Raw genomic sequence first — 13291 nt, 5'->3', positions numbered from 1 at the left:
GAGGCGGCCAGCGCGTCCAGCGCACCCTGCTTGGCCACCCGGCACGCCGTGACCACCACCGAGCGGTCCACCCCGTACCGCTCGGCCGCCTCCCGCTGCGTGGCCTGCCCGGTCACGATCGACATCCACAACTCGTACTTCTCGCTCGGCGACAGCCGCCGGCGTGGCTTCCTGCCAGACACGGTCGAAGCGGACATCATCAACAGCCTCCAAGTCGGTACGACACACCGACTCGTGGCTGGGTATTTCCGACCGGATCTGCTTCACGAAGTCAGACGCAAGACACCTCTACGGTCTGAGGGATTGACGCAGACCCGCGGTTCATGGTCCGGGTTGCGGCCGGTCGAGTGCGTGGGCGAGGTCGTTGATGAGGTCGTCGGCGTCTTCGAGGCCGATGGACAGGCGGACCATGTTGTCGGTGATGCCGCGGCGGGCGCGTTCGGCGGGCTCGAGGCCGTGGTGGGTGGTGGTGATCGGTTGGGTGACGAGGCTTTCGGCGCCGCCGAGGCTGGGGGCGATGCTGAAGATGCGAAGCCGGTCGACAACGGCTGCGGTAGTGGTGGCGTCGCCGTCGACGAGGAAGCTGAGCATCCCGCCGTGGCCGCGCATCTGCGTCTTGACGAGGGCCGCCTGGTCGCCGGTGGCGAGGCTGGGGTGGTTGACCCTCGTGACGCGGGGATGCTCGGCGAGGAAGCGGGCGACGGCGTCTGCGGTGGCGTTCTGGGCCCGGACACGGACGACGAGGCTCCGGAGGCTGCGCGAGAGCAGGTAGGCGACCTGGGGGGCGATGGTCTGGCCGAGGTTGCCGCGCCAGCCGCCGATCGGTGCGAGCAGCTCGGCGCGCCCGGCTACGGCTCCGGCGATGAGGTCGCTGTGGCCGCCGAGGTACTTGGTGGCGGAATGGATGACCAGGTCGGCGCCGTGGTGCAGGGGGTTCAGGTTGACCGGGGTGGCGAAGGTGCTGTCCACCACGACCAGAGCACCGACGGCGTGCGCCTGCGCGGCGATGGCGGCGATGTCGAGGACGTCGAGTGTGGGGTTGGTCGGGGTTTCGAAGAAGACGATGCGGACCCGTTCGGTGAGGACCTCGGGGAGCTTGTCGAGCTCATCGGCGGTGAGAAAGGTCGTGGTGATGCCCAGCTGGGACAGGTTGTCGCGGAGCAGCCCGTAGGTGCCGCCGAAGACGTCACCGAGGCAGACGATGTGGTCACCGGCGTGGACGTGCGCGAGGAAGGTGGCGGCTTCGGCGGCCATGCCGGAACCGAATGCGAGCGCGGTTTCGGCGTCCTCGAGGTCGGCGAGCTTGCGTTCCAGCGAACGGATGGTGGGGTTGGAACCGGTGCGGGTGTAGAGGTTGCCCTGAGTGCGGCCCTCGACGAGATCGAGCAGGTCGGCGGTGGACTCGAAGGCGAACGTGGCGTTCCCATAGAGCGGTGGGTGGATGGCTCCTCGGAGGTCGCGGGTGTCCCCGGCGTGCACGCAGCGGGTGGACAGTCCTTCGCGTGTCTGCTCGGAAAGGGTGTTCGCCGTCGTCTCGGTCATTCGCTTGCTCCCTCGTGTCGGGTGGTCGCGGGTGTGATGCACCGCGCGACGATCGTGATCGTCTCGCCTCGGTGCGGGCCGGGAGCGGGATCGAGCCGCTCGGACGGACAACTGGTCGTGGTGATCGACGGGATGTGATCGCCGGCTCGCGGGTTACGGACCGCCCACCGCGACGGGAAGCCCCGCACGTTTCCACTCCGGGTAGCCGTCGTCGAGCCGGGCGGCTCGCAGGCCGTGCTCGCGGAGCCGGCGGACCGCCCGGTCGGCGTAGACGCAGTACGGGCCGCGGCAGTAGGCGACGATCCCGACATCGGTCGGCAGCGTGCGCAGCCGGGCTTCGAGCTCGGTGATCGGCACCGAGCGGGCGTCGGCGATGTGGCCGGCGGCGTACTCCGCGGCCGGACGGACATCCAGCACGAGCACCTCGCCGCGGCGCATGCGTTCGACGAGCGTGCCGCGGTCGACGGCCTCGAGCTCGCTGCGATCCCCGAGGTAGGCCCGGGCGAGCCGGTCCAGGCCGGCGGAATGCTGCTCGGCGACCGCGCGCACCGCCGCCCACAGCTCCTGCACCCCCTCGCCGGCCAGCGCATAGAAGACCCGCGTCCCCTCCCGGCGCGTCCTGACCAGCCCGGCCCGGGCGAGCGTGCGCAGGTGGTGCGAGGTGTTGGCGACGCTCTGGCCGATCTGGTCGGCGACCTGTTCGACCGAGCGTTCCCCCTGGGCCAGCAGGTCGACGATCTCGGCCCGGCGACCCGACCCCAGCGCCCCCGCCACCTCGGCGAACGCCGAGAACAGCGCGTCCTTCGCCGCCCGATCACCCATGCACCGATCGTCGGCCGCGGCCCAGCTTCCTGTCAAGCTCAAACGACAGCTTGACAAAAGCGCGGGTCGTGGACACTCTCAAGCGATCACGGGAGGGACCAGCGGAGGTGCGGGATGAGCGACGTGGCGGTCGATGCGCAGGCACTGCGGGAGCAGGTCCAGGACAAGTACCGCGCCGTCGCCACGGACCCGGACGGCACCTACCACTTCCACACCGGCCGCGGGCTGGCCGCCCGGCTCGGCTATCCCGCGGCCGAGGTGGCCGCGCTGCCCGACGCGGCGGTGGAGTCGTTCGCCGGGGTGGCCGACCCGTTCGCGCTGCGGCGCCTCCGGCCCGGGGAACGGGTGATCGACGTCGGCGCCGGGGCCGGCTTCGACAGTTTCGTCGCGGCCGGCCAGGTCGGCCCCGACGGCCGGGTCGTCGGGATCGACATGACCGAGGAGATGCTGGCCAAGGCGCGCCGCACCGCCGCCCAGCTGGGCCTGGCGCAGCTGGAGCTCCGCGAGGGGCTGGCCGAGGCGCTGCCGGTGCCCGACGGCTGGGCCGACGTGGTGATCTCCAACGGGGTGATCAACCTGTGCCCGGACAAGGCGGCGGTGTTCACCGAGATCCACCGCGTGCTGCGGCCCGGTGGGTGGCTGCAGTTCGCCGACATCGCCAACGGCCGCCCGGTCCCGGCGGAGGCGATGCGCGACATCGACCTGTGGACCGGTTGAATCGCCGGCGGGCTGCCCCGTGCGGGCTGGCAGGCGATGCTCGAACGCAGCGGGTTCACCGACGTGCAGGTCGGACCCGCCTGTGACACCTTCGGCGGCGCCGGCGGCGAGGGCAACGCCCGCGCCTTCGACGTCTACGGCTACCCCTTCCTCGCCCGCAGACGGAGGTGACCTTGGTGAACCCACCATCCGCGCAGGTGATCCGGTTCGCCGCCGGTCGCCGCGAGTTCGCCCACTGGTCCTGGACCGGCGGGCGCGACCTGGGGACCGGAGCGTGAGCGGCGAGGCGTGGCGATGACCGGCGGAATCCGCCGCAACACGGTGGAGTCAGGGCCCAGCAGCCCGCGCTGAATCATTGGGCCAATGAGTAAGACGTCGTTCCGATTCCTCCCCACGGCTGAAGCCGGGGGCTTCCTCGGAGCACTTCGGTGATCGTGGCCCGGTTGAGCGTGGCTCGCTTCGTCAGTGACCCGCGAGAAGATGCCCGATGGAATGACGCTTCCCGGCTGTCGGACATGCCGCCCGCGGATAGTCTGGCGACAACCGGCGGCCTCCGGTCCCCACCTGCCAAGACGTCGAGGAGGACGACATGGCGGACGAGCTCGAGCACTTCCGGATGCTGATCAGCGGCAAGGCCGTCGACGCGATCTCGGGGCGCACCTTCGAGTCGCAGAACCCCTACACCGGCCGCCCGTGGGCGGTTGTCCCCGACGGTGGCCCCGAGGACGTCGACGCCGCCGTGGCCGCCGCCCGGGCCGCCCTCGACGGGGGATGGGGCACGCTGACCGGGTTCGCCCGCGCCGCGCTGCTGCGCAGGCTCGGTGATCTGATCGCCGAGAACGCCGACCGGCTGGCCCGACTGGAGGTCAACGACTCCGGCAAGCTGTACCGGGAGATGATCGGCCAGACGGGCGGGCTGGGCTCCTGGTACCACTACTACGCCGGACTGGCCGACAAGATCGAGGGCCGGCAGATCCCCGCCCCCAACCCCGACTATCTCGTCTACACCCGCCGCGAGCCGGTCGGGGTGGTCGCGGCCATCACCCCGTGGAACTCCCCCCTGCTGCTGATGACCTGGAAGCTCGCTCCCGCGCTGGCCGCGGGCTGCACCGTCGTGGTCAAACCGTCGGAGCATTCGCCCGCTTCCACCCTCGGGTTCGCCGAGCTGATCGAGCAGGCCGGGTTCCCGCCCGGCGTGGTCAACCTGGTCACCGGGCTCTCCCGGGAGACCGGCGCCGCGCTGGCCGCACATCCCGGCGTGGACAAGGTCGCCTTCACCGGCTCGACCGCCACCGGTCGCGCGGTCGCCGCGGCCGCCGCCGAAAACATCAACAAGGTCACCCTCGAACTCGGCGGGAAGTCCCCGCAGGTCGTGTTCCCCGACGCCGACCTGGCCGCCGCCGCCAACGGCATCATCGCCGGGGTGTTCGCCGCGACCGGGCAGACCTGCATGGCCGGCTCCCGGCTGATCGTGCACGCCGATGCGCACGACGAACTCGTCCGGCTGATCGCCGAGCGGGCGGCCACCATCAAGCTGGGCGATCCCACCGCGGCCGAGACCGAGATGGGCCCGGTGGCCAACGACCCCCAGTACCGCAAGGTGCTCGGTTACCTCGACACCGCCAAGGCCGAGGGCGCCACGATCGCCTACGGCGGCGCCGCCGACCCGGGGCTCGGCGGGCTGTTCGTCCAGCCCACCGTGCTCACCGGCATCACCCCGCAGTCCACGGTCTACCGGGAGGAGGTGTTCGGCCCGGTGCTCTCCGTGCTTACCTTCACCGACGAGGACGAGGCGATCAAGCTGGCCAACGACACCCCCTACGGCCTCGCCGGCGCGGTCTGGACCAAGGACGTCCACCGGGCGCACCGGGTCGCCGCGAAGATCAAGGCCGGCAACGTGTGGATCAATGCCTACCGCGTCGTCGCCCCGAGTGTCCCGTTCGGCGGGTTCAAGAACTCCGGGCTCGGCCGGGAGAACGGCCTGCACGCCATCGACGAGTACCTCGAGGAGAAGGCCGTCTGGGTCGAGCTCACCGGCGGCACCCGCGACCCGTTCACCCTGGGCTGATCGACGCGAGGGCGCCCGGCTCATCGTCGGCTGGGCTCGTCGCCGGGCACGCCGAGCAGGTGCCGCTGCAGGGCGTCGCCGACCCAGCGCTCGAACTCCCCGGGCGTCCAGCCCGACTCCTCCACCAGCTCGCGATAGACGCCGGGAGCCGCCAGCGCCCGATAGACCGCCTGCGCCTCCGGCAGCGGTACCCGCAGGTGATCGTCGAGCGAGGCGATCATCGCGTCCATCACCTCGTTGCGACCGGCCAGCTTGGAGCGCAGCAGGGCGCGGGTCTCGGGGCTCTCGTCGGTCGCCGCCTCGAAGATCAGGACCACATCGAATCCGGCGGAGTACAGCTCGCGTAGCCAGTTGGCGGCGCCGCGGAGCCTGCGAACCGGATCCGGCTCGGCGAACACCTCCGCTGTCCGTTCCCGCGCCCGCGCGTGCTCGAGCCACCGCTCGCAGATCAACGAGAGGATCTCGCGCTTGGCGCCGAACGCCGAGTAGACGGTGCGCACCGCCACCCCGGCCTCGGCCGCGATGGTCTCCATGCTGGTGGCGCCGTAGCCAGCGGCGGCGAACAGCCGCCGGGCCGCGTCCGCGATGCGATCGCGGGTCGCCGCGGCCTGCACCTGCCGGTAGGTCGAACGGGGTTTGACACGACGCGCCACGTGGGAACACTATCAGTGCATCCAGTGCAGTAGTTCTGCATCCAGAGCACCAATACTGCACTCACCTCTCCGAGGAGCTCACCATGAGCGCAATCACCGACCCCACCCTTCATCGCTCCGCGGCGTCCCCGGCGTCTACCGTGCTGCGGCGCATGTTCGAGGAGGGTTTCGCGACCGGCGAGACCGTCGTCGTCGACGAGCTGTGCTCGCCCGACCTGGTCGAGCACAGCTCGGGCTGGCCGGCACCGGCGCCGAGGCGATCCGGCACGTCAAGGACGCGATCCGCGATGTGCACGCCGCCATCCCCGACCTGACGTTCACCATCGAGGACACGGTGGAAGCCGGCGACACCATCTGGGTCCGGGTGCCGGTCCGCGGCACCCTCACCGTCGGAGCCGAAGGCCACGGACCGCTGCGGGCAGACGGTGCCCGGTGAGCAGACCGGACGGGCTCAGCCGCACTCGACGCTGTCGGTCCGGGCGGCCTCGTCCATGAACTCGGCCATGAACTCGCGCAGCAGGTCGATCGCCTCGATCACCTTGAGACTGGTGAGCGAGTAGTAGATCGTGTTGCCCGCGCGCGCGGTCCGCACGATGTTGCGGGCGCGCAACACGGCCAGATGCTGGCTCGTGTTGGGCTGCGACATGCCCAGCTCCACGGCGATGTCACCGACCGCGCGCGGACCGTCTCGGAGCGCGTCGAGGATGAGCAGGCGCTTGGGGTCCGCAATCGCCTTGCACAGGCGAGCGTGCAACTCGTTGATCTCCCCGGCGTCGGCACGACTCACCGCTGGACCCCCCACCTCGACGCGGCAACGCGACCAGTCTAGCGATCGTTTCGCGTTCGCCTCCAAGAACGATCGAGCACGGCCGCAGCCGGATCACCAGGTGGGCAGCTCGGTAGCGCCGTCCACGGTGGGCGGCGCGGTGGTCCGGTTCGCCGCCGCGGTCGCCCGGTGGGGCGGCGCCACCTCCGCCAGCTCCGCGATGAGTCCGCGCAGCGTGTCGCGCCGCAGGGTGTAGAAGTGGTTGCGGCCCTCCTTGCGCACCGATAGCAGGCCCGCCCGGCTCAGGATCCGGGCGTGGTAGGAGATCGTCGACTTCGAGATCGGCAACGTCTCCTCCAGCCTGCCGCAGGCGAGCTCCCCGACCCCGGCCAGCTGCCGGACGATCTCCCACCGCACGGGGTCGCCGAGCGCGCGCAGGACGTCCGGGGTCGACGGCAGATCGGTATCCGATCCACGCACCATCGGCTGCTCCTCCTACGTCCCGGTGAAGCGGGGCGGCCGCCGCTCCCGCCGGGCCTGCACACCCTCATGGAGATCCGCGGTCGCCATCGTCACCGGCTGGGCGAGGGCCTCCCACTGCAGGGCCTCGGCCAGACCGGCGACGGCCCGTTCGAGCCCCGCCTTCGTCAGGCGGGTCGCGATCGGCGCCGCCTGCGCGATCCGCTCGGCCGCCGCCAGCGCAAGCGTCAGCGCGTCGTCGCCCACCTCGCTGGCCAGCCCCCAGTCCACGGCCTGCTCCCCGCCGACCGCGCGGCCGGTGTAGAGCATGTCGCGGGCGCGCGCGACGCCGACGGCCTCCGGCAGCAGCCAGGTCGCGCCCATCCCGCCGTGGGTGCCGAGGTGGATGAACGGGGCGGAGAAGACCGTCGCCGGGCCCGCGTAGCGCAGGTCGCAGGCCAGCGCGAGGCACAGCCCTGCCCCGATCGCGGGCCCGTTGACCGCCGCGACCACCGGGATCGCAAGTTCCCGCGGGGCCAGCCACGACCGGTAGAACGGCAGCATCCGATCGCGGAGCCGGTCCGGCGTGACGTCCCCAGCCGCGCCCTGGTCGAGCCAGGAGAGATCCGCGCCGGCGCAGAACGTGTTGCCCGCGCCGGTCACGACCAGCACCCGCGCGCCGTCGTCGCGCCGGACCGCCTCGATCGCCTCGCTCCAGGCGGCGGTGAGCTCGGCGGTCATGGCATTGCGGACGGCAGGCCGATTCAGCGTGATCAGCCGCAGCCCGGGCCCCGGTTCGGTGAGCAGGACGGCATCGCTCATCGCGGTCGATCAGATGCTGAGCCCGACGAGCTTGGTCTCCAGGTACTCCCGGATGCCCTCCTGGGCGCCCTCCCGGCCAAGCCCGCTCTCGCCCATCCCGCCGAACGGCGCGGCCGCCGAGGTGGGGTTGATGTCGTTGATCCCGACCATCCCGAACCGCAGGGCCTCGGCCGTGCGCAGGGCCCGCGCCAGGTCCTTCGTGTAGACGTAGGACGCGAGCCCGTAGCGGGTGTCGTTGGCCATCTCGATGACCTCGGCCTCGCTCTCGAACGTCACCACCGGCGCGATCGGCCCGAAGGTCTCCTCGCGGTACATCACCATCTCGGGCGTGACGCCGGTGACCACGGTGGGCGCGAAGAACCAGCCGCCGTCGAGTCCGCCGCCGGTCAGCCGGTTCCCGCCGGTGACCACCGTGGCGCCCTTGCCCACCGCGTCGACGACCTGGTTCTGCATCCGGATGAACGCGCTCTCGTCGATCAGCGGGCCGACGCTGACGCCGTCGTCGACGCCGCGGCCCGCCTTCATCGACTCGACCCGGCGGCGCAGCGCGTCGACGAACTCGTCGGCGATCGAGCGGTGCACGTACAGCCGGTTGGGTGAGATGCAGGCCTGCCCCGTGTTCAGCAGCTTGACCAGCGCGGCGCCCTTCGCCGCATGCACCGGGTCCGCGTCGGGGAAGACGATGAACGGCGCGTGCCCGCCGAGCTCCAGCGAGACCCGCTTCATCTGGTCGGCGGCCCGCGCGGCCAGGAACTTGCCGACCTCGGTCGAACCGGTGAACGTCAACTTGGCGACCGAGCGGTGGATCAGCAGGGCCTCCCCGACCGGCTTGGGGTCGCTGGCAGTGATCAGGTTCGCCACGCCCGCCGGGACGCCCGCCTCGGCCAGGATGCCGAACACGGCGATGGCGCAGAGCGGGGTCTGCTCGGCGGGCTTGAGCACCACCGTGCACCCCGCGGCGAGCGCGGGCGCCACCTTGCGGGTGATCATGGAGATCGGGTAATTCCACGGCGTGATCGCCCCGACGACCCCGACCGGCTGCTCCATGACGATGAACCGCTGGTCGGAGCGCGCGGAGGGGATGGTCCGGCCGTAGACCCGCTTGGCCTCCTCGGCGAACCAGAGCATGAAGTCCGCGGCGTAGCGGACCTCGGTCCGGGCGGCGCGCAGCGGCTTGCCCTGCTCGCTCGTCATCAGCCGGGCGAGGTCCTCGGCGCGCTCGAGCATCAGCCGATGGGCGTTCTGGAGCACCGCCGCCCGCTCGTAGGCGGTGCGTGCCGACCACTCGGGGAACGCGGACGCGGCCGCCTCGATCGCGGCCTCGGCGTCCACACCCCCGGCATCGGCGACCCTCGCCAGCACCGACCCGGTGGCCGGGTCGTGCACTTCGAAGGTCGAGCCGGACGTCGCCGCCCGCCAGGTCCCGTCGAGGCAGAGAGACTCGATCGGTGTCGAAGGGTCGGCCTGCAGGAGCGTTGCGGTATCCATCTCTGGCCTCCGTGTTCCGCGCGGCGATCGCTCATCCCCGAGATAGTTCGACAATCATGCTAGCGATTGGCTCCCAATGTGCCGAACCCTCTCAAAAGTTCGATATACATCACAGGGTTTTCCGTGTGTGACAGCTCGTACACGCGTCGCGGTGCTGGCACACAGGTTCCGCCGCGTGTGTGAGCATCGCGGCACGTGTGCGAGCCCCGTGAACGAAGCGGAGGAGCGCGTGGACGACCGGCGGATCGCCGAGCTCGCCGCCCGCGTGCGGGCGAGCCGACCCGACGACGGGCGGCTCGTCACGATCGACGGCTTCTCCGGGGCCGGTAAGACCGAGCTGGCCACCCGCCTCGGCGCGGAACTCGACGCCCCGGTGCTCACCCTCGAGGAGCTCTACCCCGGCTGGGACGGGCTCGCCGCCGCGGTCCCGCTGGCCGTCGAATGGATCGCCGAGCCGCTCGCGGCGGGCCGGCCGGCCCGCTGGCAGGTGTGGGACTGGGAACGCGGGGCCCGCGGCGCCTGGCGCGAGCTCGCCCCCGCACCGCTCGTCGTGCTGGAGGGCTGTGGGGCCGGGGCTCGCGCGCTGCGGCCGTTCACCGCGGTCGCGATCTGGGTCGACGCCCCGCCCGCGCAGCGCGAACGCAGGCTGCGGGCGCGTGCCGACTGGACCGGCTACGCCCCGTTCCGCGCCCGGTGGGCGGACCAGGAGGCGTCGTTCCAGGCGCGGGAGGGCACCCGGGAGCGCGCCGATATCGTCGTGGACAACAGCGACTGATCCTCCCGAACCGGCCCCGGCGGACGCCCCCGCCTGGCAAGATCACCGGCCGTGCCCACCCGGACGACCCCGCGGATCACCTCCCTGCACACCTTCTGCGCGTTGCTCATCGCGGCGATCGTGGCCCGCCCGCTGATCACCATGGCGCTCGACGCCGCCGTGCTGCGGACCGCGGCGACCGTGTTCGTCGCCGTCTGCGTGCAGGCGCTGCCCTTCCTCGTGTTCGGGGTCATTGTCTCCGGCGCGATCGCGGCATTCGTGACACCCGCGGTGCTGCGCAGGTTGCTGCCCGCCCGGCCGTCGATCGCCGTCCCGGCTGCGGGCGTCGCCGGGCTCGTGCTGCCCGGCTGCGAATGCGCCTCGGTGCCGGTGGCGCGGCGGTTGATCGGCCAGGGCGTCCCGGACGCCGCGGCGCTCGCCTTCCTGCTCGCCGCGCCCGCGGTGAACCCGGTCGTCCTGGTCGCGACGGCGGTCGCGTTCCCCGGCGAGCCCGCGATGGTCGCCGCGCGATTCCTCGGCTCCCTCGCGACGGCCTGCGCGATGGGTTGGCTGTGGCAGCGGGTCGGCCGGGCCGAGTGGATCGCCGAGCGGGCCCGGCGGCCCGCCGCGACGCCGCTCGGTGCGGGCCGCTGGGCGGTCCTTGCCGAGACCGCGCGGCACGACCTGGTCGCGGCCGGTGGGTTTCTCGTGATGGGCGGGCTGGCCGCCGCGACGCTGTCGGTGCTGGTCCCCATCGGATGGCAGGCGGGGCTGGCCGACCGGTGGGTGCTCGCGGTGCTGCTCATGGCGGCGCTGGCGGTCGTGCTGGCGCTGTGCAGCGAGGCCGACGCGTTCGTGGCGGCGTCGCTGTCGATGCTGCCGCTGCTACCCCGGCTGGTGTTCCTCGTCGTCGGTCCGGCCGTCGACGTCAAGCTCGTCGCGTTGCAGGCGGGCACGTTCGGCCGGGCGTTCGCGCTGCGCTTCGCCCCGGCCACCCTGGCCGTCGCGGTGCTGTGCGCGGTGGCTGCCGGGCTGCTCGTGCTGGGGCCGCGCTGATGCGCCGCGACGCCCAGCACGTCCTGCTGCTCCTGCTCGGCGGCGCGCTGGTGCGCATCGCGGCCGACGACACCTATCTGCGCTACGTGCGGCCGTCGCATCGCTGGTGGTTGCTGGCGACGGGGGCGGTGGTGATCGGGCTCGCCGCGGTGGCGCTCGTCCGCGACCTGCGCGGGATGGTGCCCGCCGACGGGCACGCCCACTGCGCCCCGCACAGCACGTGGCTGCTGCTGCTGCCGGTGCTGGTGATCGTCCTTGTCGCGCCGCCCGCGCTCGGGGCCGACGCCGTCGACCGGGGCCGCGGGATCGCCCTGCCCAGCATCGGGACCTACCCGCCGCTGCCGCCTGGGCCGCTCGTCCTCGACATCGGGGAGGTGGTCGAACGGTCGGCGTGGGACGAGGCGCGCTCGCTCGACGACCGCGAGGTCATCCTGACCGGATTCGTCGTGCGCCGCGGCCCCGACACCCTGCTGGCCCGCCTCACGATCGCCTGCTGCGCGGCCGACGCCAGGCCGAACGTGGTGCGGCTGCTCGGCCCCGTCGGGGACCGGCCGCCGGACACTTGGCTGCGGGTGCGCGGGACCGTCGTGGCGGGCAGCGCGACGCGCGCCAACCGCTACACCCCGAGCCTGATCGTCGAGGACGTCACAGTCGTGCCTGCGCCGTCCGACCCGTACGAGCATTGAGCGTGCCGCACACCCATATCCGGCACCGGGTGGGGATCGCCGCACCACAGACACGCAGCTACGAGATGTTGACGACCACGGACGGTCTGCCCTTGCTGGGTCGGTACGACGCTCAGATTCGACCTCAAACCGGCGGCGGATAGGCCAGGTGGTCTGACTCCAGCCGTCCTCCTCGACGGGCTCCCCGACAACGCGTCCGGTCCCGAGACCCACGCCCAGCTGGGTCACAATCACGTAGAAACACGTATGGCGATGAAAGCATGTCTGAAGCAAGCTGTGCTGGCAACAGCAACTCCGGCGATAGTCCCCGTCGTTGAGTCGTAAGAATGCCGAGTCAGCGACTAACGGAGGCGGCTGTGAAATAGGCCCAGGAAAGCTCCGAAAGAGAGGTGCATGTGACCACACTGGCGCAACAGCTTACCGAGCGTGTGGAAGCGTATGATCGCTGGGCAACCCGACGCCGTTACGGACCGGACGGCCCCAATGACCGCAAGCTCTGGGTACTCGCTTGCATGGATGAACGCCTCCCTGTGGATGAAGCGCTCGGAATCCGAGTTGATTCGCCTGTCGGGCACGGTGACGCACATTGCTTCCGCAATGCTGGAGGCATCGTAACAGATGACGCGATCCGGTCCGCGATGCTGACGTGCAACTTTTTCGGAACCACCGAGATTGTCATCGTCCAGCACACGCAGTGCGGAATGCTGTCCGCTAATGCAGCAGACCTTGAGCGCCGCCTCCGCGACAAGGGCATCGACACGGACAACATCGCCCTCGACCCCACGTTGCCCGAGCAAACGCTTGCATCCGGAGCATTCAGCAAGTGGATCGGGATGATGGACGACGTCGACGAAGCATGCATGAGGACCGTTCAGGCCTTTAAAGACCACCCGCTCATTCCTGCGGACACCGTTGTGAGCGGTTGGATTTGGGAGGTTGAGACACGTCGATTGAGGCCGCCGACATTCGATGCCGAGAAGCGAGCGCGGACCGATGCGACCGCCGCGCAGTTCGGGGTCGCTGAGAAGCAGCCTGCCCGCTGGGGGGCGTAGGGAACGCTCCGACTTGTCACGGCTGCTTTCGTGGTGGGCGTGACGAAACGGCTGAGCGGTGCTCTCAGGGAAGCTAGTGTCTTGCGCCAGGAATCCGGTCAAGATATGCGGCGAGTCGTTCGAGGATCTCGTCCGCGGTCTTGGTCCAGGCGAAGGGCCGGGGGTTGTCGTTCCAGCTCTGGATCCACTCCCGGATGTCGCGTTCGAGGGCTTGGAGGTTCTTGTGGACCCCGCGGCGGAGCCGTTGGTCGGTCAGCAGCCCGAACCAGCGTTCGACCTGGTTGAGCCAGGACGAGTAGGTCGGGGTGAAGTGCAGGTGGAAGCGCGGATGGCGCTCCAGCCAGGCACGGACCACGGGCGCCTTGTGGGTGCTGTAGTTGTCGCAGACCAGGTGTACGTCAAGATC

Annotated in this window: 16 protein-coding genes; 8 read left to right on the top strand and 8 right to left on the bottom strand. The window is 71.0% G+C overall.

The features are described 5' to 3' along the window. Positions 1 to 321 precede the first annotated feature (321 nt). On the bottom strand, positions 322 to 1542 hold the full coding sequence (locus G567_RS0124660; RefSeq protein WP_051233534.1) for a trans-sulfuration enzyme family protein: 1221 nt from the start codon (positions 1540 to 1542) through the stop codon (positions 322 to 324). 153 nt (positions 1543 to 1695) lie between these two features. Continuing rightward, a complete protein-coding gene (locus G567_RS0124650; protein WP_028932019.1) occupies positions 1696 to 2364 on the bottom strand; it encodes an ArsR/SmtB family transcription factor in 669 nt (222 codons plus the stop codon). A 114-nt stretch (positions 2365 to 2478) separates the two neighbouring features. Here G567_RS0124650 and G567_RS0124645 point away from each other — a divergent pair, with 114 nt between their 5' ends. From G567_RS0124645 to G567_RS0124630, 3 genes are all read left to right on the top strand, one after another. Next, the gene (locus G567_RS0124645) at positions 2479 to 3081 is read left to right on the top strand and encodes a methyltransferase (protein WP_028932018.1); all 603 of its coding nucleotides are present in this window, start codon (positions 2479 to 2481) and stop codon (positions 3079 to 3081) included. Positions 3082 to 3117: 36 nt separating this feature from the next. Then, positions 3118 to 3252 (top strand): hypothetical protein, encoded by a 135-nt coding sequence (locus G567_RS37350; RefSeq protein ID WP_261763883.1) that lies wholly within the window; start codon positions 3118 to 3120, stop codon positions 3250 to 3252. 418 nt (positions 3253 to 3670) lie between these two features. After that, on the top strand, positions 3671 to 5149 hold the full coding sequence (locus G567_RS0124630) for an aldehyde dehydrogenase (RefSeq protein ID WP_028932017.1): 1479 nt from the start codon (positions 3671 to 3673) through the stop codon (positions 5147 to 5149). A 20-nt stretch (positions 5150 to 5169) separates the two neighbouring features. Here G567_RS0124630 and G567_RS0124625 read toward each other — a convergent pair whose 3' ends face one another. Beyond that, complete coding sequence (locus G567_RS0124625; RefSeq protein WP_028932016.1) at positions 5170 to 5802, bottom strand: TetR/AcrR family transcriptional regulator; 633 nt, start codon at positions 5800 to 5802, stop codon at positions 5170 to 5172. Positions 5803 to 6004: 202 nt separating this feature from the next. On the opposite strand from G567_RS0124625, the gene G567_RS32545 reads away from it, so the two are divergent. Beyond that, positions 6005 to 6238, top strand: a complete 234-nt coding sequence (locus tag G567_RS32545) for a nuclear transport factor 2 family protein (protein ID WP_051233533.1) — start codon at positions 6005 to 6007, stop codon at positions 6236 to 6238. A 15-nt stretch (positions 6239 to 6253) separates the two neighbouring features. Here the strand turns inward: G567_RS32545 and G567_RS0124615 are convergent, their stop codons facing one another. The 4 genes from G567_RS0124615 to G567_RS0124600 form a co-directional block, all read right to left on the bottom strand. Next, entirely contained in the window at positions 6254 to 6589 is a 336-nt protein-coding gene (locus G567_RS0124615; protein ID WP_028932015.1) for an ArsR/SmtB family transcription factor, read from the bottom strand. A gap of 93 nt (positions 6590 to 6682) precedes the next feature. Beyond that, the gene (locus G567_RS31305) at positions 6683 to 7051 is read right to left on the bottom strand and encodes an ArsR/SmtB family transcription factor (RefSeq protein WP_084796429.1); all 369 of its coding nucleotides are present in this window, start codon (positions 7049 to 7051) and stop codon (positions 6683 to 6685) included. Positions 7052 to 7063: 12 nt separating this feature from the next. Continuing rightward, the gene (locus G567_RS0124605; protein ID WP_037058104.1) at positions 7064 to 7849 is read right to left on the bottom strand and encodes an enoyl-CoA hydratase/isomerase family protein; all 786 of its coding nucleotides are present in this window, start codon (positions 7847 to 7849) and stop codon (positions 7064 to 7066) included. A gap of 9 nt (positions 7850 to 7858) precedes the next feature. Next, positions 7859 to 9337: an NAD-dependent succinate-semialdehyde dehydrogenase gene (locus G567_RS0124600; RefSeq protein ID WP_051233532.1), complete on the bottom strand. Its 1479-nt coding sequence runs from the start codon at positions 9335 to 9337 to the stop codon at positions 7859 to 7861. Positions 9338 to 9566: 229 nt separating this feature from the next. On the opposite strand from G567_RS0124600, the gene G567_RS0124595 reads away from it, so the two are divergent. The 4 genes from G567_RS0124595 to G567_RS0124580 all read left to right on the top strand — a co-directional run bounded on the left by G567_RS0124595 (position 9567) and on the right by G567_RS0124580 (position 12885). Next, on the top strand, positions 9567 to 10112 hold the full coding sequence (locus tag G567_RS0124595) for a uridine kinase family protein (protein ID WP_028932012.1): 546 nt from the start codon (positions 9567 to 9569) through the stop codon (positions 10110 to 10112). 51 nt (positions 10113 to 10163) lie between these two features. After that, complete coding sequence (locus tag G567_RS0124590) at positions 10164 to 11147, top strand: permease (RefSeq protein ID WP_028932011.1); 984 nt, start codon at positions 10164 to 10166, stop codon at positions 11145 to 11147. Continuing rightward, positions 11147 to 11833 (top strand): TIGR03943 family putative permease subunit, encoded by a 687-nt coding sequence (locus G567_RS0124585; RefSeq protein WP_028932010.1) that lies wholly within the window; start codon positions 11147 to 11149, stop codon positions 11831 to 11833. Before G567_RS0124590 ends, G567_RS0124585 begins: the two co-directional genes overlap by 1 nt. Positions 11834 to 12228: 395 nt before the next feature. Then, positions 12229 to 12885, top strand: coding sequence for a beta-class carbonic anhydrase (locus G567_RS0124580; RefSeq protein WP_028932009.1), 657 nt, complete (start codon positions 12229 to 12231; stop codon positions 12883 to 12885). 73 nt (positions 12886 to 12958) lie between these two features. Here the strand turns inward: G567_RS0124580 and G567_RS0124575 are convergent. Next, on the bottom strand, positions 12959 to 13291 hold a 333-nt coding region (locus G567_RS0124575; protein ID WP_028932008.1), incomplete at its 5' end, for an IS630 family transposase.

The organism is Pseudonocardia asaccharolytica DSM 44247 = NBRC 16224, assembly GCF_000423625.1.
GTDB classification, from domain to species: domain Bacteria; phylum Actinomycetota; class Actinomycetes; order Mycobacteriales; family Pseudonocardiaceae; genus Pseudonocardia; species Pseudonocardia asaccharolytica.
Note: the sequence above shows the minus strand (reverse complement) of the source record. Positions and strands in the feature narration are given on the sequence as shown.